General features: G+C 72.4%; 24 protein-coding genes. 11 read left to right on the top strand and 13 right to left on the bottom strand.

The window, feature by feature from the left end; translation table 11 throughout:
* Nucleotides 1-2: 2 nt before the first annotated feature.
* Nucleotides 3-2,171: an NTPase gene (locus tag LCD35_RS04470; protein ID WP_225043746.1), complete on the bottom strand. Its 2,169-nt coding sequence runs from the start codon at nucleotides 2,169-2,171 to the stop codon at nucleotides 3-5.
* Nucleotides 2,172-2,435: 264 nt separating this feature from the next.
* Here LCD35_RS04470 and LCD35_RS04465 point away from each other — a divergent pair, with 264 nt between their 5' ends.
* On the top strand, nucleotides 2,436-3,509 hold the full coding sequence (locus tag LCD35_RS04465; RefSeq protein WP_224955820.1) for an alpha/beta hydrolase family protein: 1,074 nt from the start codon (nucleotides 2,436-2,438) through the stop codon (nucleotides 3,507-3,509).
* Nucleotides 3,510-3,561: 52 nt separating this feature from the next.
* Here LCD35_RS04465 and ilvA read toward each other — a convergent pair whose 3' ends face one another.
* Complete coding sequence (gene ilvA / locus LCD35_RS04460; RefSeq protein WP_225043762.1) at nucleotides 3,562-4,800, bottom strand: threonine ammonia-lyase IlvA; 1,239 nt, start codon at nucleotides 4,798-4,800, stop codon at nucleotides 3,562-3,564.
* Nucleotides 4,801-5,346: 546 nt separating this feature from the next.
* Between ilvA and LCD35_RS04455 the strand changes: the two genes are divergently transcribed.
* Nucleotides 5,347-6,165 (top strand): glycoside hydrolase family protein, encoded by an 819-nt coding sequence (locus LCD35_RS04455; RefSeq protein ID WP_224955821.1) that lies wholly within the window; start codon nucleotides 5,347-5,349, stop codon nucleotides 6,163-6,165.
* Here LCD35_RS04455 and LCD35_RS04450 read toward each other — a convergent pair.
* Together LCD35_RS04450 and LCD35_RS04445 are read right to left on the bottom strand one after the other, a co-directional pair.
* On the bottom strand, nucleotides 6,147-6,572 hold the full coding sequence (locus LCD35_RS04450) for a hypothetical protein (RefSeq protein ID WP_225043745.1): 426 nt from the start codon (nucleotides 6,570-6,572) through the stop codon (nucleotides 6,147-6,149). The genes LCD35_RS04455 and LCD35_RS04450 overlap by 19 nt on opposite strands.
* 37 nt (nucleotides 6,573-6,609) lie before the next feature.
* Complete coding sequence (locus LCD35_RS04445; protein ID WP_224955823.1) at nucleotides 6,610-7,047, bottom strand: NUDIX hydrolase; 438 nt, start codon at nucleotides 7,045-7,047, stop codon at nucleotides 6,610-6,612.
* A 68-nt stretch (nucleotides 7,048-7,115) separates the two neighbouring features.
* Between LCD35_RS04445 and LCD35_RS04440 the strand changes: the two genes are divergently transcribed.
* From LCD35_RS04440 to LCD35_RS04430, 3 genes are all read left to right on the top strand, one after another.
* Nucleotides 7,116-7,718: a bifunctional 2-polyprenyl-6-hydroxyphenol methylase/3-demethylubiquinol 3-O-methyltransferase UbiG gene (locus tag LCD35_RS04440; protein ID WP_225043744.1), complete on the top strand. Its 603-nt coding sequence runs from the start codon at nucleotides 7,116-7,118 to the stop codon at nucleotides 7,716-7,718.
* A gap of 116 nt (nucleotides 7,719-7,834) precedes the next feature.
* Nucleotides 7,835-8,251: an SCO4225 family membrane protein gene (locus LCD35_RS04435; RefSeq protein ID WP_224977459.1), complete on the top strand. Its 417-nt coding sequence runs from the start codon at nucleotides 7,835-7,837 to the stop codon at nucleotides 8,249-8,251.
* Nucleotides 8,252-8,346: 95 nt separating this feature from the next.
* Complete coding sequence (locus tag LCD35_RS04430; protein WP_225043743.1) at nucleotides 8,347-9,072, top strand: nitrilase-related carbon-nitrogen hydrolase; 726 nt, start codon at nucleotides 8,347-8,349, stop codon at nucleotides 9,070-9,072.
* A 241-nt stretch (nucleotides 9,073-9,313) separates the two neighbouring features.
* Here LCD35_RS04430 and LCD35_RS04425 read toward each other — a convergent pair whose 3' ends face one another.
* Both LCD35_RS04425 and LCD35_RS04420 read right to left on the bottom strand, forming a co-directional pair.
* Complete coding sequence (locus LCD35_RS04425) at nucleotides 9,314-9,565, bottom strand: zinc finger protein (RefSeq protein ID WP_224955831.1); 252 nt, start codon at nucleotides 9,563-9,565, stop codon at nucleotides 9,314-9,316.
* Complete coding sequence (locus LCD35_RS04420; RefSeq protein ID WP_224955832.1) at nucleotides 9,562-9,954, bottom strand: hypothetical protein; 393 nt, start codon at nucleotides 9,952-9,954, stop codon at nucleotides 9,562-9,564. Before LCD35_RS04420 ends, LCD35_RS04425 begins: the two co-directional genes overlap by 4 nt.
* Nucleotides 9,955-10,146: 192 nt before the next feature.
* On the opposite strand from LCD35_RS04420, the gene LCD35_RS04415 reads away from it, so the two are divergent.
* Genes LCD35_RS04415 through LCD35_RS04405 form a run of 3 tightly spaced genes read left to right on the top strand, consistent with a single transcriptional unit; the run spans nucleotide 10,147 to nucleotide 11,450 of the window.
* Entirely contained in the window at nucleotides 10,147-10,998 is an 852-nt protein-coding gene (locus tag LCD35_RS04415) for a helix-turn-helix transcriptional regulator (protein WP_224955833.1), read from the top strand.
* Nucleotides 10,995-11,195 (top strand): DUF397 domain-containing protein, encoded by a 201-nt coding sequence (locus LCD35_RS04410; RefSeq protein WP_224955834.1) that lies wholly within the window; start codon nucleotides 10,995-10,997, stop codon nucleotides 11,193-11,195. The genes LCD35_RS04415 and LCD35_RS04410 overlap by 4 nt, the downstream gene beginning before the upstream one ends.
* 57 nt (nucleotides 11,196-11,252) lie before the next feature.
* Nucleotides 11,253-11,450 (top strand): DUF397 domain-containing protein, encoded by a 198-nt coding sequence (locus LCD35_RS04405; protein ID WP_224955835.1) that lies wholly within the window; start codon nucleotides 11,253-11,255, stop codon nucleotides 11,448-11,450.
* A gap of 60 nt (nucleotides 11,451-11,510) precedes the next feature.
* Here the strand turns inward: LCD35_RS04405 and LCD35_RS04400 are convergent, their stop codons facing one another.
* From LCD35_RS04400 to LCD35_RS04380, 5 genes are read right to left on the bottom strand one after another with little or no spacing between them, the layout of a single operon-like run.
* Nucleotides 11,511-12,227, bottom strand: a complete 717-nt coding sequence (locus tag LCD35_RS04400; protein ID WP_225043742.1) for an HpcH/HpaI aldolase/citrate lyase family protein — start codon at nucleotides 12,225-12,227, stop codon at nucleotides 11,511-11,513.
* Nucleotides 12,224-12,991 carry an SDR family NAD(P)-dependent oxidoreductase gene (locus LCD35_RS04395; protein WP_225043741.1) on the bottom strand — a complete coding sequence of 256 codons (768 nt, stop codon included), beginning with the start codon at nucleotides 12,989-12,991 and terminating at the stop codon, nucleotides 12,224-12,226. Before LCD35_RS04395 ends, LCD35_RS04400 begins: the two co-directional genes overlap by 4 nt.
* The gene (hisD, locus tag LCD35_RS04390; protein ID WP_225043761.1) at nucleotides 12,978-14,276 is read right to left on the bottom strand and encodes a histidinol dehydrogenase; all 1,299 of its coding nucleotides are present in this window, start codon (nucleotides 14,274-14,276) and stop codon (nucleotides 12,978-12,980) included. The genes LCD35_RS04395 and hisD overlap by 14 nt, the downstream gene beginning before the upstream one ends.
* The gene (locus LCD35_RS04385; RefSeq protein ID WP_225043740.1) at nucleotides 14,179-14,991 is read right to left on the bottom strand and encodes an alpha/beta fold hydrolase; all 813 of its coding nucleotides are present in this window, start codon (nucleotides 14,989-14,991) and stop codon (nucleotides 14,179-14,181) included. The genes hisD and LCD35_RS04385 overlap by 98 nt, the downstream gene beginning before the upstream one ends.
* Complete coding sequence (locus LCD35_RS04380; protein WP_225043739.1) at nucleotides 14,984-16,117, bottom strand: cupin domain-containing protein; 1,134 nt, start codon at nucleotides 16,115-16,117, stop codon at nucleotides 14,984-14,986. Before LCD35_RS04380 ends, LCD35_RS04385 begins: the two co-directional genes overlap by 8 nt.
* Before the next feature lie 145 nt (nucleotides 16,118-16,262).
* Here LCD35_RS04380 and LCD35_RS04375 point away from each other — a divergent pair, with 145 nt between their 5' ends.
* Nucleotides 16,263-17,258 carry a LacI family DNA-binding transcriptional regulator gene (locus LCD35_RS04375; protein WP_224955840.1) on the top strand — a complete coding sequence of 332 codons (996 nt, stop codon included), beginning with the start codon at nucleotides 16,263-16,265 and terminating at the stop codon, nucleotides 17,256-17,258.
* Between the two features lie 51 nt (nucleotides 17,259-17,309).
* Here the strand turns inward: LCD35_RS04375 and LCD35_RS04370 are convergent, their stop codons facing one another.
* Together LCD35_RS04370 and LCD35_RS04365 are read right to left on the bottom strand one after the other, a co-directional pair.
* Nucleotides 17,310-18,689 carry an MFS transporter gene (locus LCD35_RS04370; protein ID WP_225043738.1) on the bottom strand — a complete coding sequence of 460 codons (1,380 nt, stop codon included), beginning with the start codon at nucleotides 18,687-18,689 and terminating at the stop codon, nucleotides 17,310-17,312.
* A gap of 221 nt (nucleotides 18,690-18,910) precedes the next feature.
* Nucleotides 18,911-20,560, bottom strand: coding sequence for an alpha-amylase family glycosyl hydrolase (locus tag LCD35_RS04365; protein ID WP_224977457.1), 1,650 nt, complete (start codon nucleotides 20,558-20,560; stop codon nucleotides 18,911-18,913).
* A 278-nt stretch (nucleotides 20,561-20,838) separates the two neighbouring features.
* Between LCD35_RS04365 and LCD35_RS04360 the strand changes: the two genes are divergently transcribed.
* A complete protein-coding gene (locus LCD35_RS04360; RefSeq protein WP_224955843.1) occupies nucleotides 20,839-21,069 on the top strand; it encodes a hypothetical protein in 231 nt (76 codons plus the stop codon).
* 36 nt (nucleotides 21,070-21,105) lie between these two features.
* A complete protein-coding gene (locus tag LCD35_RS04355; protein ID WP_225043737.1) occupies nucleotides 21,106-21,831 on the top strand; it encodes a hypothetical protein in 726 nt (241 codons plus the stop codon).
* Nucleotides 21,832-21,994: the final 163 nt, after the last annotated feature.

Here is a 21,994-nt window from a genome sequence, read left to right as displayed (position 1 = left end):
AGCTAGCCGGCCAAGTGGTCCCGGAACAGGGCGTGCCGGAACTGGTAGACCGGGCCGTGCCTGCGCAGCACGCCGCGTTCGTGGGCATCGGTCAGGAACGTGATCGTCCGCCACGGCAGCCGCCCGCGCAGCGGCAACCAGATGCGGCCGAACACGACCCACTCGCCCCAGGCGCTCAACGCGAGCACCGCCCCGAGACCACCGCCGGCGCCGCCCAGCACGCCGAAGTTGATCGTGCTGATCGAGCTCCACGTCAGCGGCAGGCCCCACAGCCCGCCGCCGAGCAGCTCCACCACCAGGAAACCGCTGAACCCGACGCACATCCCGAACGCCGGGCCGAACAGCAGCAGATGCACCAGCGCGGTGCGGCGGTTGGCGGCCAGCAGCGCCTCGGGGCTGGCCGCCGCGCCGATGTCGAGGGGCGCGTCGAAGATCGCCGCGAGGAACAGCACGAGCCCGGCGCCGATGCCGAACATCGCCGCGAACAGCAGCCCGTCCACCAGGGCGCTGAGCAGCACCGGGGCCTCGGGGGTGGACCAGGCGCGCAGCAGCCCGGGCACGAACCCGCAGCAGAACCCGAACACCGTGCCCAGCAGCAGCGCCACCGCGGCCCTGGTGGCGATCGTGCGGAACGAGCGCGAATCCGGCCTGCGCGGTCCGCGCCGGAACCGGAAGCGCACGTGGGAGGGCTCGATCGCGGCCCGCCGGAAGACGAACCGGGCGCCGTGCGCGAGGCCGAACCCGGGCCCGGCCATCGTCCCGTTGAGGAACCCGTTCGCGGCGCCCGCCACCAGGCTCGCCGGCACGCCGTTGCCCCCGGCCACGAACAGCGCCGAGTGCCCGAGGAACACCACCACCCCCACCACCGCGCCGGTGACCAGCGCGACCACCAGCATCCGGGTGCGCCGGGGCAGGTCGTCGGCGATCTTCCACCAGGCGAGGTCCTGGGCGGGACCGGGCGATCTCGGCCGGGAGCGGGGGCGCAGGTCGCGCCGCACGAGGTGCGTGGCGAGGTGCCGGAACCAGGGCTGCACCTGCTCCTGCGTCCACGGCCACCGCATCTCGATCGGCCGGGTGTCGGCGAGCTCGTCGTCGTAGACGGTGGGGACGTACTTCTGCAGCAGGTGGTCCTTCAACCGCTCCTGCGTCGGGAACCGGTCCCGGTCGAGCAGTTCCGCCGGGCGGGCGTCGTCCTCCCGGTACGCGGTGCGGGCCAGCGACGCCATCAGCGGGTTCCGCAGCACCTGCAGCAGGTCGCGGGACGCCGCGCCGTCCGGATCCGCCGGTGAGCCCCGCAGCACCGAACGCCAGCGGCGCCCCGACTCGACCCCGCCGCGCGCCAGGTGCTCGATCAGGCCCGCCTCGTCCAGTTCGACGAGCCGGATCGCGGCGGACCGCTTCACCGGGCCGGTCTTGTCCACCAGGGCGGCGTACTCCGCTTCGCGGCTGGTCATCAGCAACGGCCCCTCGTGCCTGCTGATCGCGCGCAGCCCGGTGCCGCGCCGGGGTTCGGCGATCTCGTCGAAACCGTCGAGCACGGGCAGGATCAGCTCGGAATCGACCAGGTCGGCGGCCGTCCGCCTGCCGCCCGGCTGCGGGTAGTCGTGCGCGAGCCGCTCGATCAGCCAGTTCCGGAGGCCGATCGCGCTCGGGTCCCAGGCCCCGAGGTCGAAGCGGACCGGCACCGGGCCGCCGGCCCGCCGGCCGCCCCGCTGCCGCTCCGCCAGCACCCGCAGCACGAAGTCGACGGTGAGCACCGTCTTCCCGGACCCGGCGGGCCCCAGCACCACGAGCCGTCCCCACGGCAGCGCGCCGTAGGTCAGCAGGATCCCGTTCGCCTCCTCGTCGAACACGCCGGAGAGGTCGATCGGGGCGTCCGCCCGGTCGCCGTGCCAGTGGCCGCTCAGCCGGTCCGGTGCCGCCTCCCACCGCACCGGCAGCGCCTCGTGCTCGCGCAGCACCCGCGCCTCCTCCCGCTTCCAGCGGGTGCGCACCTCCCGCGCGAGCACGCGCAGCGGCTCGTCGAGCGCGGTGCGCCCGGCGTTCCCGATCAGGTCGCCGTGCAGGACCCCGCCCTGGACCACGGTGCGCACCCGGGCACCCGGCGCGATGTTGACGGTGTTGTCCACCCGGCCGGCAGGTGGGCAGGATCGCTCGTCAGAACCCGACATCCCCACGACCTCCCCGGAGGGCGGCCCCGCCCGCCCCGGAAGGACAAGGTCCCACAACTCGGGGTCGCTGAACACGGCCGCGCTGCGACCGGATCACCCGAAAACTCTCTGGCATATGCCGAAAAAGGCGGAAGTTCGCGCACAGGTGCGGAATGTTGCCGCCGCGATCACCCGACTGGCCGCTGGAACCCGGCCACCCGGCCTTGGTTCGCTCAGCACGGCACCCGTCAGGGGAGGCGGGTCGACCTCATCCGGGGGAACCTGATGCGAACCGAACACCGGACCGCGCCGCGCCGCTGGGCCGCCGCGCTGATCGCCCTCACCGCCACCGCCGGGCTGACCGGACCGGCGGCGATCGCCGAACCCGCACCGCCGCACTTCGCCGACGGGCACGGGATCACCGTCGTCGGGCAGCCGGAATGGCACAGCGCGCGGACGTTCACCATCACCGTGCGCACCGACCAGGTGCCGGAGCACCCGGTGCTGCCGGGCCAGGTCTCCGGTGAGCACGTCGTCATGGTGACGCTGCCCGACGGCTACGACGGCACCACCCGCTATCCCGTGCACTACACGCTGCACGGCTCGCCGGAGTACCCGAACGCCGTGCAGAACATGGAGATCACCGAGGCGGCCACCGCGGGAGTCCCGCTGATCGCCGTGGAGCCCGACGGCGGCGGACGCGGCTGGTACACCAACTGGGTGGCGCCGGGGAGCTCCGGCGTGCAGAACTGGGAGACCTTCCACCTCGACCAGCTGATCCCGCTGATCGACGACAACCTCGCCACCATCGCCACCCGCGAGGGCCGCGCGATCTCCGGGCACTCGATGGGCGGCTTCGGCGCGTTCCACTACGCCGAGCACCGGCCCGACCTGTTCCGCTACGTCGGCAGCTTCTCCGGGGACCTCGACCTGCTGAACCCGGAGATCCGCGCCGCCGTCACCGCCTCGACGCGGTGGGACGGCGCGGGCACGCCGCTCGACCCGCCGGACGCGATCTTCGGCTCACCGGTGTGGCCGAACGACGGCATCTGGAACGCGCAGAGCCCCGCGCAGCACGTCGACGCCCTGCGCGGCATGGGCGTCGCGATCTACGCGGGCAACGGCGGGAACCTGCTGGACGATCCGGTCCTGGCCATCGCGGAGAACCGGGTGCGGGAGACCGCCGTCGTCACCGCGGCGAACCTCGCGGCGGCCGGCATCCCGCACGACTTCCTCGGCTACGGCGACGGCAGCGGCTGGGGCGAGGGCTGCAACGGCAAGCACGCCCAGCGCGCCTGCCTCCAGGCCGACCACGACGACTACGTCGGTCGCATCATGGACGTCCTGCAACACCCCTAGCCGCCAGGTGAACGGCCCACCGGCCCGTGGTGGGCCGTTCACCCCGGCGAACTCACACCAGGAAGTGGAACAGCGGGCTGTCCGGCGGGACCTGCTGGATGCGGTGCGGGATCGCTTCCATCCGCTTGAGGATCGGGTCCAGGTTCTCGGGGGCGCCGAGTTCGAGCCCGACCAGGGCGGGGCCGGTCTCCCGGTTGTTGCGCTTGACGTACTCGAACAGCGCGATGTCGTCGTCCGGGCCGAGCACGTCGTCGAGGAACCGGCGCAGCGCACCGGGTTCCTGCGGGAACTCGACGAGGAAGTAGTGCTTGCGCCCCTCGAACACCAGCGCCCGCTCCACGATCTCCGCGTACCGGCTCACGTCGTTGTTGCCGCCGGAGATCAGCGACACCACCGTCGAGCCCGGCACCAGCCCGAGGTCCTGGGCGAGCGCGGCGGGGGACAGCGCGCCCGCGGGCTCGCTGATGATGCCGTCCGACTGGTACAGGTCGAGGATCTCGACGCAGATCTGCCCTTCCGGCACCGCCACCAGGTCCGGCGGGTCCAGCGCGGCGATGGCGTGCGGGTTGCGGCCGACGACGCGCACCGCGGCGCCGTCCACGAACGGATCCAGATCGTCCACGGGGGACGGTTCGCCGCGGTCGAGCGCGAGCGCCATGCTCGCCGCGCCCTGCGGTTCCGCGCCGATCACCCGCACCTGCGGGTGGTTCTCCCGCAGCCAGGTGAGGGTTCCGGCGAGCAGCCCGCCGCCGCCGACGGGCACCACCACCGCGTCGGGGGCCTTGCCGAGCTGCTGGACGACCTCGCGGATCACGGTGCCCTGCCCGGCGATGGTGCGCGGGTCGTCGAACGCGGGGATGAGCGTCATGCCGCTGTCGGCGGCGTCGGCGCGGGCCGCGGCGTCGGCGTCGTCGTAGGTGTCGCCGAGCACGATGACCTCGACGTGGCTGCCGCCGAAGCGCGCCACCCGCTGCCGCTTCTGCCGCGGCGTGGTGCGGGGCAGGTACACGCGGGCGGCGACGCCGAGCGACTCGCAGGCGAACGCCACGCCCTGCGCGTGGTTGCCCGCGCTGGCGCACACGACGCCGCGCTCGCGCTGCTCCGCGGAGAGCTGGCTGATGAAGTTGTACGCCCCGCGCACCTTGTAGGACCGCACCGGCGTGAGGTCCTCCCGCTTGAGCCGCACGTCGAGCCCGTGCCGGGTGGAGAGCCGTTCGTTGTGCTGCAGCGGGGTCGGGGGGATCGTCGTGCTGAACCGCTGGGCCGCGGCGTCCACGTCCGCGGCGCGCACCGGGCTTGGCGACACGTCGTCGACCTCCTGTCGGGTGTTTCGGTGTTGGGGCACGGGAACGAGCATGGTCCTGCCGTTCGGGCGGCCCGGCGGCGGGGGTGGGCCCGTGCGACCGGTCCCCGCCGATTCGGTGACGCTGCGCACAGGATCTGCCGCGCACCTCACCCGATGTGGAGCTCGTCCGATGCGGACGGTCGTCAGTGGTGACCCTGCGCGTCGATCTCCCACTGCATGGGAATGCTGAGCCGGACTCGCGTTTCACCAGGTGGACGCGGTAGGGCGTGGCGCGGCCGCCCGTCGTGCCCGCTTCGTCCGGTCCGGCCGGTTCCGGCGTCACCGCGTCGAGCCAGGGTGGTCGAGCCGCGCCCGCAGCGGCGGACGGCACGCCCGGAACCCGTTGCGGTACCGCCGAACGCGCGGTCCACCGACGAGAAAACCGGGAAATTCAAAGGGGATCGGAACGCGTGGCGGCGCCCTACGATGATCCCGACGTCCCGGCCGCGTCCGCCGCGCGGGCGGGAACTGCGGCGACGCCAGGAGGAATCGATGATCAGGACGTTCCCGCGCCGGACGTGGTGGGCCGCGGTGACCGCGGCCGCGGCCCTGCTGCTCGTCCCCGCGACCGCCGGAGCCGACGACGCCGGCGGCAAGGGCGTCAGCGTCAACCCCGGCGACGGGGTGGACGCGGCGCTGCGCGACGTCGGCGCCGACTGGTTCTACGGCTGGGCCGCCGACCCGCAGGGCGTCACCGCGCCCGACGGCGCCGAGTTCGTGCCGATGATCTGGGGCGCCGACTCGGTGAACCCGCAGGACCTGGACGCGGCGAAGGAGTCCGGGTCGACGCTGCTCACCTTCAACGAACCGGACTTCGACGAGCAGGCCGGGATGACCGTCGAGCAGGCCCTCGACCTGTGGCCGCAGCTGGAGGAGACCGGGATGCGGCTGAGCGCGCCCGCCGTCGCCACCGGAGCCGACCAGGACGACGGCTGGCTCGACCGGTTCCTGCGCGGCGCCGAGGAACGCGGGCTGCGCGTCGACTTCATCCCGCTGCACTGGTACGGCGGCGACTTCTCGCCGCAGGCCACCGATCAGCTCCGCGACTACGTGCAGGCCGTCCACGACCGCTACGGGAAACCGGTGTGGGTCACCGAGTACGCGCTCATCGACTTCTCCGGGGACGCTCCGCGCTACCCGGACGAGCAGCAGCAGGCGGACTTCGTGCGCGACTCCGCCGCCATGCTGGACGGGCTGCCGTTCGTGGAGCGCTACGCCTGGTTCACCCTCTCCACCGGCACCAGCCCCACCGGCCTCTACGACGGTGCCGAACCCAACGCCGCCGGCACCGCCTACCGCGACGCCCCCTGACCGCTCGCCCGGCCGGGCAGGACCAGGACGAGCGCCAGGCCGGTGACCAGGCCGAGGCTGCCCATGCTCAGCACCTGGTCGAGCAGGCCGTACATGTGCAGCATCGTGCTGTGGAAGCCGAAGTGCAGCGCGTTGAACACCAGCCACGCCGCACCGGCGGCCCGGGTGAGCACCACGTCGTCGACCCGCCGCAGCGCCGCACTGCTGAGCGTCGCCAGCGCGAGGAACATCGCGCCGGTGTCCCGCGTCAGGTGCTCGTTGTACGGGCCCAGCCGCGGCAGCCAGTCCAGGCCGAAACCCGGGAACGAGGCGTGCCAGGACTCCGGCGCGACGAAGGCCCAGAACCCGGTGCTCGCCCCCACCAGCAGCAGCACCACGAGGCATGCGCGGTCGACTCGGGTTTTCACGGGTGCGATACCTCCTGCGGGGTGGCGGACGGGGCGGTCACCGGTCGGCGAGGGCGTCGAAGGCGCGGCGCACGTGCCACACCAGGTCGAGCCGCAGCGTCTCCTCCAGGGTGAGCCAGCGGTGCTCGTCGTGCTCTTCCGGCGAGGTGACCACCTCCGCCTCGGGATCCGCTTCGGCGCCGAGGAAGGTGACGGTGTGGTAGCAGATCGGCCTGCCGCGCGTGTCGGCGTTGCTGAACCGGGCCAGCTCATCGGTGGCTCGGACGACCAGCCCGGCTTCCTCGGCGGCTTCGCGTTCGGCCGCGGCGCGCAGGTCCTCGCCCGGTTCGACGGTGCCACCGGGCAGGTCCCACCGGCCACCGAGGTAGCGGTCCGCGCCGCGCTTGAGCACCAGGTAGCGCCCCGCGCGTGCCACCAGCACGTGCGCGACCCAGCGGTGGTCGTCGAACCGGAGTCCGTCGTCGTCCAGCGTCATCCCTCGTCTCCCGGTGCTGCCTCGGGTGCGGATCGAGCTTCGCATCCCGGGCGCGGCAGGATGGGGGCATGGTCGAGCAGAGTCTCTGGATGCAGAAGGTCGCCGCGGACCCCGGGCACTCGGACTGGTACGTCGAGCAGATGCGCGGGCTCGCCCGGGCGGGTGACGACCTGGCGGGCGAAGCCAGGCTGGTGGACGCGATGGTGCCGCGCGGCGCGCGCGTCCTCGACGCGGGCTGCGGGCCGGGCCGGGTCGGAGCCGCGCTGGCGGCCGCCGGGCACCGGGTCGTCGGCGTCGACGTGGATCCGACGTTGATCGCGGCCGCCGAGCAGGACCACCCGGGACCGCGCTGGCTCGTCGCGGACCTCGCCGAGCTGGACCTGCCCGCGCGGGGGATCGACGAACCGTTCGACGCGATCGTGTGCGCCGGGAACGTGCTGGCGTTCCTCGCCCCCGCCACCCGCCGCGAGGTGCTGCGGCGCTTCCGCGCGCACCTGGCCCCGGAGGGCCGGGTGGCCGCCGGGTTCGGCGCTGGCCGCGGCTACGGGTTCGACGAGTTCTTCGCCGACGTGGCCGCCGCGGGCCTGGAGGTGGACCTGGCGCTGTCCACTTGGGACGTGCGACCGTTCACGTCCGACTCCGAGTTCGTGGTGGCGCTGCTGCGCCGCTGACCGGGTTCGGCCGAACGCCGGGGCCGGATGGGTAGAACTGCTCATGCGGACGGGGCCGCCACGCCGGGATAGTGAAGATCGAAGCACTTGATCGACTTCTCTGGGAGGCTCACCCCATGCACGGCCCACGGCGCACCCCGGCCACCGCAGCCCTCCACCGGTACCTGTTCAACCCGGCGGGGCTGGGCTACTTGGCGCTGGTCGCGGTGGTGTGGGCGTGGATCGCGCTGGACGTGCTGCTGTTCGACCACACCGGCAACAGCCTGGTCGGCATGTGGGGATTCCTGGTCACCGCGCCGACTTCGCTGGTGTTCGTGCAGTTGTCCGGCCCGGCGCTGTGGGGTGGTGTGCTGCTGGCCGCCGTGCTGCAGGCCCTGCTGCTCGGCGTCACCTACGCCGGGGTCCCGGCGAAGCGGACCCGCTCCCGCAAGCGCCGCACCGGAACCACCGGGAAGAACACCCCGAAGCGCCGCCCCGCGACCGCCAGGCGGACCTCCACCCCCCGCGCCCGCGCCGCCACCGGAACCCGCTAGTCCGCTGTGGATCTGCCCCTGAACGGCTGAGCAGCGCGCAGGTCGCCCGCAGGTGGCGAAAGCTGTGAACAGCCGCGGGCCGGGACGGTTTGTCGGTGTCGGCCGTGCGCGGGGCCGCCGCGCGCGGGGCCGACGTGATCGTGCTGCCGGAACTGGTGACGTCCGGCTACCGGCTGAGCTCGGTGGCCGAAGCGGCGTCGGTGGCGCTCACCCCCGACGACCCGCTGTTCGCGGAATGGGGCCGCGCGGCCCCGGAATCGGTGGTGGTGGGCGGGTTCTGCGAACGCGGCGAGGGCGGGGAACTGCACAACAGCGCGGCGGTGCTCGACCGCGGGGAGCTCGTCGCCGTGTACCGCAAGACCCACCTGTGGGACGAGGAGAAGCTGCTGTTCACCCCCGGTTCGGCGGCACCGCCGGTGCTGGACACCAGCCGGGGCCGCATCGGCGTGCTGATCTGCTACGACCTCGAATTCCCCGAGCTGACGCGGAAACTCGCGCTGGCGGGCGCGGACCTGCTGGCGGTGCCGACGAACTGGCCGCTGGTCCCGCGCCCGGCGGGGGAGCGGCCCCCGGAGGTCGTCATCGCGATGGCGGCGGCCCGGGTCAACGGCCTCGCCATCGCCTGTTGCGACCGGAGCGGAACCGAACGCGGCACCCGCTGGACCGAGGGCTCCGCCGTCATCGACCACGAGGGCTGGGTGCGCGCCGAAGCCGACGAGTCCGGCTGCGCGGTGGCCGACCTCGACCTCACGGCCTCCCGCACCAAGCGGCGCACCGCGCACGCCGACCTGCTCACCGACCGCAGGCCCGAGTTGTACTGAGGTCGCATCCGCAGGCGCGCACCGCGATCCGGACGGGGCGTTGTCCGTCCCGACCGGGTCTCATCCCGACGCACCCCCGGGAACGGCGGGGAGGGCCGTTCGACCGGGAGGCGCCAGGCCCGACCGGGTCCCGCGCACTCGGTGCGCACGGGAGGTGCGCGGGAACCCGGCCGAGCTCCCGGCCCGCGCCTGGTCGGGGACAGGCATCGCGGGCGGGGTTCGGGAAGTCGTGGTCAGCCGTTCATCGCTGATCGGTGTTCGCGTCGCGCGCGGCCGTCCGCTCGTCCTGCTCCGCGCGGAGAATTCCGTTGCAGGACGGGCACGTCGGTGCCGTGCACCAATCCGTCTCCGACAACTCCTGGGACAGCGCGCAGGTCACCCCGCACACCGAGACGTCCTCGGCCTGACCTTCGTAGCGCCTGGCGCGGAACGCGTGGCGCACCCCGTCGCCGGCCGGGCGCCAGAAGCGCAGCCCGCGGGATCCCGCGCTCATGCGGCGATCCGTCCGAGGCCCAGGCAGGCCAACCGCTGCCTCCCGTGCCGACCGCGCTTCCGCACCGGGGAGTCCGGATCCGCCGTCGGCCACACCACCGGTTCCGGCAGCACGCCCGAGCCCACGATTCCGTCCACGGGCGCGATCGGATCAGGCCGACAGGCGAACAATCCCGCCGCGCGCGGCACCGCCACCTCCACCCGCAGCGCGCACACCGGGCACACCTCCCGGTCCGCGACGCCCTGCGGGCACGCCGTCCGCCGGAGGAACACCGGCCCGTACACCCAGGCCCCGCACACCGAGGGCAGCGCGCCCCCGCCGTCCCGGCGCACCACGTGCCACCGCGTATCGACCGGACCCCACGAAGCAGCCCACACCCGCACCACCATCACCGATCACCTCCCAAAGTCGAATCAGAACTTCACGCCAGCACCAGCGGGTCGACGTCGACGTGAGCTTGAGCCGTCATGCGCCACCTTGGCGGTGCCAGGTGACAGAACGCCGGCACCAATGGCACCACGGCGGCAATGCCCTGAATGGGGGGCGCCTGAGCTGGGGTGCACCCGTTCTATGCTTGGTGCATGGCTGGCACCAGTGGCACGCCCAAGGCGAAGGCTCTTGGCTCACGACTTCGTGACGCGCGCAAGACTGCGGGTTTCACGGTCCGCGGCCTCGCTGAACAGCTCGGGTTGTCGCACAGCGCGATATCGCGCTGGGAAACAGGCGCGCGTTCGCCGCAACCAGAGGATGTGGCGTCGATTCTTGCCGCTACCGGTATCGGTGGTTCCGAGCGTTCCGAATTGCTGGAAATGGCGCGCGGTACCGATGCTGCTCAGTGGTTGTCCGTTCACAGCGGTGACCGAGAGCGTCAGTTGGCGGCCTTGCTTGATTTCGAGCGCGCGGCGAGTCACATCACGGACGTGGCTCCATTGTTGATTCCCGGCCTGCTCCAGACGTCGGATTACGCGCGCGCAATCATGGTCGCGGCCAGCGTACCGCCTGCCGAGATCGAGACTCGTGTTCTGGTGCGAGTTGGCCGCCGCGAAGCGTTGATGCGCCGAAATCCTGCCAGCCTGCTCGCTTTGATCGGCGAAGCCGCGATCCGTCAACTGATCGGTGGTGAGCAAGTTGTTGCTGACCAGCTTCGCCATCTTGTGGACTTCGGTGCCAGGCCGAACGTGACCATCCAGGTCATACCTGCGGCTTCTGGATGGTCGCCAGCGCTGGAGGGTCCATTTCTCTTGATCGACCTGCCGAACGAGCGGCCGATCGTTCACCTGGAGAACCGCCGATCCGCCCTGTTCTTCCACGAAGCCGAAGATGTCGATGCCTACGTGAGCGCCGTGGAAACGGTGCGACAAGCGGCGATGAGCCCGGAGCGGTCAAAGCGTCTCATTCTGGACGTGATCGGGGAAATGGAGAAGTCTGTATGAATGAAAATTCTGGATCTTGCGGATGGCGCAAATCGAGCTACAGCAGTGCGCAGACGAATTGCGTTGAAGTGGGTTGGATCGCTGATGGCGTCGCCGTGCGTGACACTAAAAATCGAACGGCTGGCCATCTGGTTCTCGACTCTTTGCAATGGTCGTTGTTTATCTTATCGATCAAGTCGAGCAGCTATGGCGGATAAGCTCCTCCGAGGGTGATCTCCTGGCAGGGATGGGCGTTCGCAGACGAGGAGCGGGACATGAGCACACCAGCAGAGTGGCGGAAGTCGAGCCGCAGCGGTCAGGCGAACAACTGCGTAGAGGTGGCTACCAACGTGCCTGGTGGCGCTTTGGTGCGGGACAGCAAGCTGGGCGATGCCTCGCCGGTGCTGGAGACGACTCCCACGGCGATGGTCGCTTTCCTGTCGGCGATCAGGTCAGGTCGTTTCGACGGCTAGCAGCACGGCGCGGAACCCCGGAAAGCCCTGTGCTCTCCGGGGTTTCGCGCGTTCGCGGGCTCACAGCTCGCGGAAGGTGTTCAGCAGGATGTGGGCGAGGTTGTAGACGACGAAGTCGGCGTCCTCGGCCGCGCCCGCCTCGGCGCTGGAGACGATGCTCATCACCGCCGCCCCGGCCGCCCTGGCCTGCCGGTGCACCTCGGCCTTCGCCCGGTGCACGGCGGCGTCCCCGGGCGGAACTCCGAGCGACACCGCGAGATCCGCCGGTCCTACCCACACGCCGTCGACCCCGTCCACCGCGGCGATCTCGGCCGCGTTCTCCACGCCGGGACCGGTCTCCACCATCGCGATCACCAGCACGTCCTGCGCGGCCGCCAGGTGCTCCGCCGCCGAAACGGCGCCGAACCGGCCCGCCCGGCTGTAGGTCGCGAACCCGCGATCACCGCGCGGCGGGTAGTGCGCCGAGCGCACCACTTCTTCCGCCTCCCGCGCGGATTCCACGTGCGGCACCACGATTCCCTCGGCACCGAGGTCGAGGATCCGCAGCACCTGGTTCGGATCGGCCCGCCCGACGCGCACCAGCACCGGGAGGCCGTGCGCCTGCGCGAGCGCGAGGTGCTGCTGCAACGCCACCAGGTCGTCCGGGCCGTGCTCGCAGTCCACGAGCACGTAGTCCAGCTCGGCGATGCCGGACAGCTCCACCAGCATCTCGGCGGGCAGCCGCAGGATTCCGCCGCGCAGGCGCTCGCCCGCGCGCAACCTCGACTTCAGCTTCACCGGCCCACCATCCCCGCCGAGAGGTCCACGTCCGCGGCGCACAGCCCCGGCATCCGCAGCATCGCCACCAGCGCCGCGCCCACCTCGTCCTCGGTGACCATCCGGCCGAGCGCGGCGCGCGAGACGAACTCCGCCTCGGCCTGCTCGACGGTGCTGCCGGTCCGCTCGGCCTCCAGCCGGAAGTTGCGCGCCATCCGCGGCCCGTCCACCGGTCCGGGCGACAGCGAGTTCACCGCCACCCCGAGCGGCCCGACCTCGGCCGCCAGCGTGGTGGTCAACCCGAGCACCGCCATCTTCGAGGCGCAGTACGGAGTTCTGCGGGCCAGCGGCCGCTTCCCGGACACCGAGGCCACGTTGACGACGTCCCCGGCCCCGCGCGCGGTCATCGCGGGCAGGAACGCGCGGCACACCAGGTAGGTGCCGCGCACGTTCGCGGCGAACACCTCGTCCCACTCGGCGGGTTCCACCTCGGTGAGCGGGGCGACCGGACCGGCGATCCCGGCGTTGTTCACCAGGATCGAGACCTCCTCGTCGGCGAGCAGTTCCGCCAGCGCCGCCACCGAATCCGGGTCGGCGACGTCGCAGGTCTCCGCCCGGCCCGCTCCCGGCAGCCCCGACACGGTCTCCGCCAGCGACTCGCGGGTGCGGCCGACCGCGATCACCCGGGCGCCCGCCGCGGACAACGCCCGGCACATCGCCCGGCCCAGCCCGTTGCCGCCGCCGGTGATCAGCGCGGTGCGGCCCGCCAGCTCAGGCGCGGGCATGGTCGGCCCACTCCGGGGTCGCGTCGCCGAACTTCGCGGCCCGCACGTCGCCGGAGCGGGCGTGGCCCTCGAACAGCTCGACGCGGGCCGCACGCCCGCACACCTCGCCGAGCCGCGCGCTCGCCGCCGGATCGGTCACCTCCTGGTAGGTCACCGTCTTCAGGTACTTCCCGACCCACAGGCCGCCGGTGTAGCGGGCGGCGCCCTTGGTGGGCAGCACGTGGTTGGTGCCGATCACCTTGTCGCCGTAGGACACGCAGGTGCCCTCCCCGAGGAACAGCGCCCCGTAGTCGCGCATCCGCTCCAGCGCCAGCCGCGGCTGCTCGGTGAGCACCTCGACGTGCTCGCTGGCGTAGGTGTCGGCGAGCGCGAAGGCCTCGTCGATCGAGTCGACCACCACGACCTCGCCGTGGTCGCGCCAGGCGGGACCGGCGAAGTCCGCGGTCGGCATCCCCGGCAGCAGTGCCTCCACGTGCCCGAGCACCTCGACGGCCAGCTCCCGCGACGTGGTGATCAGCACGGCGGGGGAGTCCGGGCCGTGCTCGGCCTGCGAGAGCAGGTCCACCGCCACCACGAACGGATCGGCGTGCTCGTCGGCGATGACCAGGATCTCCGTCGGCCCGGCGAACAGGTCGATGCCGACCTCGCCGAACAGCTGCCGCTTCGCCTCCGCCACGTAGGCGTTGCCCGGCCCGGCCAGCAGGTCCACCGAGCTCACCGATGCGGTGCCGGTGGCCATCGCCGCCACCGCCTGCACCCCGCCGAGCAGGTGGATCTCGTCCGCGCCCGCCAGGTGCATCGCGGCGACCGTCGCGGCCGGGACCTCGCCGCGGATCGGCGGCGTGCAGGCGACGACGCGCGGCACCCCGGCGACCTTCGCGGTCACGATCGTCATGTGCGCGGAGGCGGTCAGCGGGTAGCGCCCGCCGGGCACGTACGCGCCGACCGCGCCGACCGGCACGTGCCGGTGGCCCAGCCGCACGCCGGGCAGCGTCTCCACTTCGATGTCGTGCAGCGATTCCCGCTGGTGGCGGGCGAAACCGCGCACCTGTTCCTGCACGAACCGGATGTCGTCGAGCACCTGCTCGGGCACGGTCGCGACGATCCGGTCGACCTCCTCGGGGGCGAGGCGGAACGACTCCGGGCTCCAGCCGTCGAAGCGCTCCGAGTACTCGCGCACCGCGGCGTCACCGCGGGTGCGGACGTCCTCGATGATCGCGCGGACCCGATCCCGCAAGGCGGAGTCGTCGGTGGCCGCCTGCTTCGGCGCCGGCTGCTTCAGCACTTCGGGCAACGTCGTTCTCCTCGTTCGTGGCTCGGCACCGCCGCAGCAGCCGGTTCAGCAGCTCGGCGGTGACCTCGGGGGCTTCGATCGGCAGCAGGTGCCCCGCCCCGGGCACCTCGTGCAGTTCGGCGTCGGGCAGCCGCGCGGCGATCGCGCGGTGGAACTCCGGCGGGCACAGCGCATCGGCGGAACCGCACGCCACCAGCGCCGGAGCGGTGATGGCGGGCAGCACCTCGTGCGCGTCGGCGCGGGTGGCCTGCGCGGCGAGCTGGGTGAGGAACCGGCGCGGCCCGACCCGCGCGGCCATCTCGCGGAACGCGCGGGCGAACTCCGGTGGTGGCGGCTCCGCGAACATCGCGGGCAGGATCTCCTCGACCACCGCCGGGAAATCACCCGCCTGCGTGCGCTGCGCCTGCCGCCACCACGCCTGGTGCTGCTCCGGCCGGGGGGCCGCCGCGTTGGTGGCCAGCGCGGCGAACCCGGCGATCCGCTCCGGCGCCAGCCGCGCCACCTCGAACCCGACGATCGCGCCCAGGCTCAGGCCCGCCAGCACGAACGGACCGTCCACAGCGGACAACACCTGCTCGGCCATGCCGGTGATGCTCGACGCCTCCGGTGCCGGGTGCAGCACCGGTGCGTCCACTTCGGACTCGATCGCGGACCACAGCCCGGCGTCGCAGAGCATGCCGGGCAGCAGCACCACCTGCTCAGCCACGGGACCGCGGCACCAGCGCGTACGGGGCCACGTAACCGTTGTGGTCGATCGAGTACCCGGCGTCCGCGGCGGCCTTGACGACCTCCTCGTCCCAGTCCAGGCGCACCCGCCCGTCCCCGGAATTGATCACGACCAGCTTGCCGGAGTCCTCGCCGACGTTGCGGATGCCGCGCCACGCGCCCGGCGGGACCGACAACATGTCCCACTCGCCGAGCTCCACCACGACCGGCTCGTGGTCGTTGACGGTGACCTCCCAGAGGCCTTCCTTGACCATGAGCACCTGCGTCTCCTCGATGCGGTGCCCGGGCACGCCGGCGCCCGGTTCCGCGCGCAGCCACGCGATGTTGTGGCCGTGCGGGTTGTGGATCCGCGGCTCCTGGTCGAGGTCCTCGGTCATGCCGAAGCCGACCACCAGCGCCAGCTCCGCGCCGCCGCCGGTGACGTGCGAGCCGAGGAACGGCGTGGAGCACCACTCCAGGTCCTCCTGCGTCACCACGCGGCGCCGCATCTTCTCGACGGAGAAGGAGCGCAGCCGCGCGATGTCGGACTCCGCCATCGGGCGCACCAGCTCCACGTCCTCCGGCGGCTCGTCCCCGGCGACCGTGTCGATGAGCCTGCCGTCCTCGGTGAGGTGCAGGCCGTACCCGGCGGCGTCCCGCAGCACGGTCGGGCCCCAGATGATGCCGCCGGTGTCGTCGTGGCCCAGCGAGGTGAACAGCCAGCCGTCGTCCGGGCCGATGTTGGTGAAGCCGCGGAAGATCCAGGTGGGGATGGAGGCGATGTCGCCCTCCCGCAGCACCAGCTCGCCCTCGTTCCCGTCGGCGCCCCAGCGCAGCAGGAACTCGCCGCGGAAGCACAGGAACACCTCGGCGGTGAAGTGCAGGTGCAGGTTGTTCGTGACGTCGTGCGGCATCGCGGCCGCGCCGATGTTGTAGCCGTGCGGCTCCCGGAGGTTGATGACCTGCTCGGAGTTCTGCGACACCCCCGGCCCGATCATCGCGTAGTTCTCCTTGCGCTCCGATCCGGGCGTGCGGCAGTCGATGAACGCCTGGTCGCACGACACGAAATCGGTGCGCCGGATGGTCCTGCGCGCGATCTCCGCTTCGTTCACCCGTACCTGCTGCATCCGTGCACCTCCGCGGTTGTGACTACGTATGCATTAGAGCACCGGGCCCGGTGGTGGTCAATGGTCCGCGGTGCGGTCCCGCGTGCTGGATCCATCCGGATCTCGCGGGGAGGGCCCGGCTAGAATCCGTATACCGGGAGGTCGAATGTCGATCACGAGTCATGACGTCGCGAGGTTCGCCGGGGTGTCCCAGGCGACCGTCTCGCGCGCGCTGCGCGGCGACCCGCGGGTGTCGGTGGCGACGCGGGAACGCGTCCGGCACGCGGCGGACGCGCTCAACTACGTGCCGAGCGCGGCCGGACGCAGCCTCTCCACGCACACCACCCGCCGGATCGGCGTGCTGGTCAGCGACCTGGCCAACCCGTTCTACCCGTACCTCGTCGGCCCGCTGCACGACGAGCTGGAGCAGCGCGGCTACCGGATGATGCTGCTGACCGAGCGCTCCGACGAAGCGCTCGCCGCCGAGCAGCTGCTCGACCACTCCATCGACGGCGCCGTGCTCACCACCGCCACCAGCGGTTCCGGGCTGCCGGACGCGTTGCGGCGCAAGCAGGTGCCGTTCGTGTTCCTCAACCGCGTCGGCGGACGCGACGGCGACTCGGCGGTCGTCGACAACGAGCTCGGCGGCAGGCTCGTCGCCGACGAGCTCGCCGCGCTCGGGCACACCCGCGTCGCCCTGCTCGGCGGCGTCACCGCCACCAGCACCGGACGCGAGCGCGAGCAGGGCTTCGTCGCCGGGCTCGCCGACGCGGGCATCGCGCTGCCCGCGAGCAGGATCCGGCGCGGTCCCTACGACTTCGACACCGGCTACCACGGGCTCCCCGAACTGCTGGCCGCCGACCCGGATCTCACCGCCGTGTTCTGCGGCAACGACGTGGTGGCGATCGGTGCGTACAACGCGGCGCTGCGCGCAGGCCTGCGCATCCCCGAGGACCTCACGCTGATCGGCTTCGACGACCTGCCGATGGCGTCCTGGGAGGCGTTCGCACTCACCACCGTCCGCTACGACCTGCCCAAGATGGCGCGCGCCGCGGCCCGCCTGCTCGTCGAACGCCTCACCGGGGACGTGCGCGAAACCGCCCGTCAGGTCGCCTTCCAGCCGGAACTGGTGCGCCGGGGCACCCACGCCCCTCCCGGGTGACCGAACGGGGCGCCGGACGGCGCGGGGGGGCCGCGCACCATCGGGTTCCGGTCAGGCGAACTTGTTCGCGCTGAGCTCCGAGCGGTAGGTCTCCTTCATGAACACCGTGATCACGACCAGTGCCAGCACGGCGGCCACCGCCAAGTACGCCCAGACCGCGTAGATCGTGCCGAACCGGTTCACCAGCAGCGCCGCGACGAACGGCGTCACGCCCATGAACACCGAGAACGAGCTGTTGTAGGCGATGGCGCTCGCGCTGAACCGGGTGCGGGTGGCGAACAGCTCCGCCGAACAGGTCGTCACGATCCCGGTCAGGAAGAACTCCGGGATGATGTAGACGAGCTGGCTGCCGACAGCCGCGCCGAAACCGCCCAGCTCGCCGATCGCGAAGGCCAGTGGCACCAGCGCGATGCAGCAGACCGCGCCGCTGATCAGCATCGGCTTGCGGCCGATCCGGTCGGACAGCTTCCCGGCCAGCGGCAGCAGCGGCATCAGCACCGCGACCGAGATCAGGTTCGACAGCAGCGCCTGCGAACGGCTCAGCCCGAGTTCGCTGACCAGGTACTCCGGGTAGTAGGTCACCCAGGTGTAGGACAGGATCGCCAGCATGATCGAGGCGCCGCAGAACACCAGGATCGCCTGCCACTGCTCACGGAGCGCCTCGCGGACCGGGGACCGCACGATGTCGGTGCCGCCGTTGGTCTCGCGCATGAACTCCGGGGTCTCCTCGATGCGGCTGCGCAGCCACAGGCCGACCAGCGACAGCGGCAGCACCGCGAGGAACGGGAGCCGCCAGCCCCACGACTCCAGCTGCGGCTGCTCGAACAGGGTGCTGACCAGCGCGGCGACGTCGGCGCCGCAGAGGATGCCGAGGAAGCAGCTGTTCGAGGCGTAAGAGGTGTAGTAGGCGCGCTGGTTCGGCTTCGCCCACTCCACGATGAACGCGACGGCGCCCACGTACTCGCCGCCGGAGATCATGCCCTGGAAGGTCCGGATCACCACGAGCAGCAGCGGGGCCAGGAAGCCCACCTGCTGGTAGGTCGGCAGCGCGCCGATCAGCGCGGTGGACACGCCCATCATGATGATCGTCCACAGCAGCGCCTTCTTGCGCCCGACCCGGTCGCCCCAGCGGCCGACGAGCGTGCCGCCGAGCGGGCGGAACACGCAGGCCACGGCGAGCACCGCGTAGGTGCTCAGCACCGCGCCCGCGCCGCCGCCACCGGGGAAGAACGACGAGGCCAGCATCGGGGCCATGTAGCCGTAGAGCCCGTAGTCGAACTGCTCGACGAAGTTCCCGACTCCGCCGGCGTACACCGCGCGGCGGATCTGCTGCTTCGTCGCCCGCTCCGGTTCGGCGGTGGGAGCGGGTGCTCCCGGCGTTCCGATGGACATCGGCATCTCCCAGTGGTTCGCGCCCCGTTGCGCGGTCATGCATACGTATGAAGGTTGTCGGAGGCTAGCTCTCACCCCACGGGGCGTCAAGAATCGCGCGGTGCGGCAGGAGGTTCCGCGCGGCCGGTGCGCCGCGGCGGAGGGCAGCCTGAACCGGCCCACCGCCCGGCCGCAAGACCTCGGCCGACCCCGGCGCGGGGTGGTTCGCCGCACCGGCGGCCCGGTGGTCGACCCGGTCGCGCGGGCCGCCCACCCGCGGGTCAGCCCGCCAGGTCGAACACGCCGTAGCCGAACCCGGGCACCACGACCTCGTCACCGTCCACCCGGGCTCCGCCGTCCTCGACGATCCGCGCCCCGGCGAGCCGAGCGTCCGGCACGGCCGCCGCCGCGGGCTCCCGCCGCGGGTTCGTGGTGACCAGGAACCGGTCGCCGCGCAGGTAGGTCAGCGGATAGCCGTCCGCGAGCACCCGCACGTCCGCCCGCGTCCCCAGCTCCGGGTACCGCTTGCGCAGCGCCAGCAGCCGCCGCACCAGGTTCAGCAGCGAACCGGGATCGTCGCGCTGCCCCGCGACCGTCGGCCGCTGCGGATCCGGGTCGATCGGGAGGTACAGCTGCTCGGCGGGGGCGGTGGAGAACCCGGCGTTCGGGCCGCCGTCCCACTGCATCGGCGTCCGGTTGCGCTGCCGTCCGGCGCTGCCCTCGACCTCGGGGAGGCCGTCGACCATCCGCATGCCGATCTCCTCCCCGTAGTACAGCGCGGGGACGATCGGCCAGGTCAGCAGGAACGCGAACGCGGCGGGCAGCTCCTGCGGGGTCCGCACGCCGTCGTTGAGCCGGTTCGCGCTGTCGTGGTTGGCCGTCGGCAGCATGATCCGCCCGCGCCCGATCCGCTCGGTCGCCTCGGTCCACGCGTCGATGAACACCTTCGGGCTGCCCGTTCCCGCCGCGCCGAAGTACGGGTTCTCGTGCCACAGCGACTTCCACGGCGCGCCGTCGCCGGGGCCGTTGACCGGCAGGTAGAAGTCGGCGTCGAACCCGGCGGGCACCGAGGTCTCCGGATCACCCCACTCGGAGATGAGCACCGCGTCCGGGTGCCGCCGCGCCACCCGCGCCCGCAGGTCGCCCCACAGCCGGCCGGTCTCGACCCACCCCGGGTCGTCCTTGACCAGCGTGGCCGCGAGGTCGCAGCGGAATCCGGCGATGCCCAGCCGAAGCCAGTGATCCATCACCTGGAAGATCTCGTCGCGGTTGCGCCGCGGCCCGTCGGCGTCCACCGCCTGGCGCCACGGCTCGGCCGGGTCCGTCCGCGCGTAGCCGTAGTTGATCGCGGGCTGCGTGTCGTAGTAGTTCTTGCGGAACGCGCCCGCCCGCGGGCCGGGGGAGGCCACGAAGTCCTCCGGCAGCGAGCCGTCCTCCGGCAGCTGTTCCGGCGACGCCCAGATGTAGCGGTGGTCGGTGTCGTCGCGCAGCGAGCCGAGGAACCAGGGGTGCTGGTCCGAGGTGTGCCCCGCGACGAGGTCGAACAGCACCCGCATGCCGCGCCGCCGCGCCTCCTCCACTAACAGCACCACGTCTTGCTCGTCGCCGTAGCGCGGGTGCACGCCGGTGTAGTCGGCGATGTCGTACCCGGCGTCGGTGAGCGGTGACGGGAACACCGGGTTCACCCAGATCGCGTCGACGCCGAGCCATTCCAGGTGGTCGAGGTGCGCCACGATCCCGCGGAGGTCGCCGACGCCCGATCCGTCGCCGTCCGCGAAGCTCTGCGGGTACAGCTGGTACAGCACGGACTCCGCCAGCCACGGCGGAGTCCCGGTGGTCCCACCCGCCGCCCGCGCCGCGGCGGGCGCGAACGCCGCTCCGGTCACCACGGCCCCGGCTCCGAGCACGAACGATCGCCTGCTGAACCTCATCAGGCATGCCCCTTTCCTTGACTACGTATGCAGGCACTTCAACGTACGCACCGGTGCGCCGCGGGGGAACGCCTCCGGCGCATTCCCGCCGCGAGCCGGGGCTTCCGGGCGCCCGCGGCGCGCGCCGGGTTTCCGGGCAGACCTGCTGCCTCGGCGTCCTCCGTCGCGCGTTTTCGCGATCCCGCGCGGGAGCGCGCTGCTTGACTGGCGACACCAGACCGAACGGACGGCGACGTCCGGCGGTCGATCGGGGGAACACAGGCTGACGAGGAGGGGCGTTGCGCCAGCGCTGGACACATCTCGACGACACCGCGGCGGAAGGCGGCAAGGTCCCCGCCCTCGGCAAGGAGTACTGGCCGCGGGAGGAGGTGCCCGCTCCGGGCGAGGTGTGGCACCGAACCGTCCGGGTCGAGTCGGACGGGCCGGTCGCGCCGTGCGCCGGCGCGAGCGGTTGCCGGTGGTGGCAGCGGTCCGGCGCGCCGTGGCCGCGCAGCACCGGAGCCGCGTGACCCGCAGCAGACCGCGCGAGCCGGGGAGGGGGCGCGTTGAAGACCGTGAGCGATGAGGTGCGCACCGGCGGCCCCGGAGGCGGGGCGGCGGAACTGGGTGCAGCGGAATTCCTGGAGCTGCTGGCCGACCAGGCGACCGCGGTCGCACTGGTCCAGGCGAAGTGGGTGGAGGCGGTGCGCGCCGTTCCACCCCCGCCGGACCTCGGCCCGCTCGCCGCCGAGGCGCGGACGGCGTCGCTGGACCTCGTCCGGCGCGACCTGTGGTTCCGCGCCGAAGCCGTCCGCGAGACCTGGTTCACCCAGTACGCGCAGTGGGTGAGCTGGTGGGTGGACACCGCCCAACTCGCCCTGCAGTCCGCGGCCGGTCGCCGACACGTGTTACCCGAGCGGGTGGTCGCACTACGACCGCCACCGGCCTACCTGGGCGGGCTCGGTGCCGGCGCGCGCGCCCCGGAGCTCCGGCTGCGGTACTGGGGCGCCGACTGGTCCCGGAACTCGCTGCCCCGGTTGCTGGAGGCCGGGGAACTGGAAGAGCTGCTGGCGCTGGCGGACATCGAGCGGTCGGAGGAGGTCCGGGCCGCCCACCTCGCGCTGCTGTCCGCCCGGAGCGCAGGCGACCTCGCCCTGCACCAGGAGGAGGCGAGGGTGCTCGACCCGGCCGCCATCGACCGGAACTGGGACCTCTACGGCCTCCGCCACCAGTTCGCGTGCGAGTTCGCCCAAAGCGTCCTCGACCACCTCCGAAACCCGGCCCCCGCCTGACCCCGCGGTCCGGCGGCCACGGGCCAGGAGCGGAACAGTCGGGCCGAGCCGGTGATCCCGCGCCGGTCGGCGCGGCGCCGCCGGACCTCGCCGCGGCCCGCCGATTCTGGGCGGCTCACTTGTCCGCGGGTGGAGAACACGCGGGCACGACTGAGTGCACGGC

Source organism: Saccharopolyspora sp. 6V, from assembly GCF_020176785.1.
Classification (GTDB): Bacteria; Actinomycetota; Actinomycetes; order Mycobacteriales; family Pseudonocardiaceae; genus Saccharopolyspora_C; species Saccharopolyspora_C gregorii.
Note: the sequence above shows the minus strand (reverse complement) of the source record. Positions and strands in the feature narration are given on the sequence as shown.

Bases quoted from the DNA above. Each gene is read 5' to 3' on its own strand.
- LCD35_RS04405 (WP_224955835.1), top strand. From the start codon at position 11,253: ATGAGCACACCAGCAGAGTGGCGGAAGTCGAGCCGCAGCGGTCAGGCG.
- LCD35_RS04465 (WP_224955820.1), top strand. From the start codon at position 2,436: ATGCGAACCGAACACCGGACCGCGCCGCGCCGCTGGGCCGCCGCGCTG.
- LCD35_RS04380 (WP_225043739.1), bottom strand. From the start codon at position 16,117: ATGCAGCAGGTACGGGTGAACGAAGCGGAGATCGCGCGCAGGACCATC.
- LCD35_RS04370 (WP_225043738.1), bottom strand. From the start codon at position 18,689: ATGACCGCGCAACGGGGCGCGAACCACTGGGAGATGCCGATGTCCATC.
- LCD35_RS04410 (WP_224955834.1), top strand. From the start codon at position 10,995: ATGAATGAAAATTCTGGATCTTGCGGATGGCGCAAATCGAGCTACAGC.
- LCD35_RS04455 (WP_224955821.1), top strand. From the start codon at position 5,347: ATGATCAGGACGTTCCCGCGCCGGACGTGGTGGGCCGCGGTGACCGCG.
- LCD35_RS04425 (WP_224955831.1), bottom strand. From the start codon at position 9,565: ATGAGCGCGGGATCCCGCGGGCTGCGCTTCTGGCGCCCGGCCGGCGAC.
- LCD35_RS04440 (WP_225043744.1), top strand. From the start codon at position 7,116: ATGGTCGAGCAGAGTCTCTGGATGCAGAAGGTCGCCGCGGACCCCGGG.
- LCD35_RS04435 (WP_224977459.1), top strand. From the start codon at position 7,835: ATGCACGGCCCACGGCGCACCCCGGCCACCGCAGCCCTCCACCGGTAC.
- LCD35_RS04470 (WP_225043746.1), bottom strand. From the start codon at position 2,171: ATGTCGGGTTCTGACGAGCGATCCTGCCCACCTGCCGGCCGGGTGGAC.
- LCD35_RS04365 (WP_224977457.1), bottom strand. From the start codon at position 20,560: ATGAGGTTCAGCAGGCGATCGTTCGTGCTCGGAGCCGGGGCCGTGGTG.
- LCD35_RS04395 (WP_225043741.1), bottom strand. From the start codon at position 12,991: ATGCCCGCGCCTGAGCTGGCGGGCCGCACCGCGCTGATCACCGGCGGC.
- LCD35_RS04415 (WP_224955833.1), top strand. From the start codon at position 10,147: ATGGCTGGCACCAGTGGCACGCCCAAGGCGAAGGCTCTTGGCTCACGA.
- LCD35_RS04445 (WP_224955823.1), bottom strand. From the start codon at position 7,047: ATGACGCTGGACGACGACGGACTCCGGTTCGACGACCACCGCTGGGTC.
- LCD35_RS04420 (WP_224955832.1), bottom strand. From the start codon at position 9,954: ATGGTGGTGCGGGTGTGGGCTGCTTCGTGGGGTCCGGTCGATACGCGG.
- LCD35_RS04375 (WP_224955840.1), top strand. From the start codon at position 16,263: ATGTCGATCACGAGTCATGACGTCGCGAGGTTCGCCGGGGTGTCCCAG.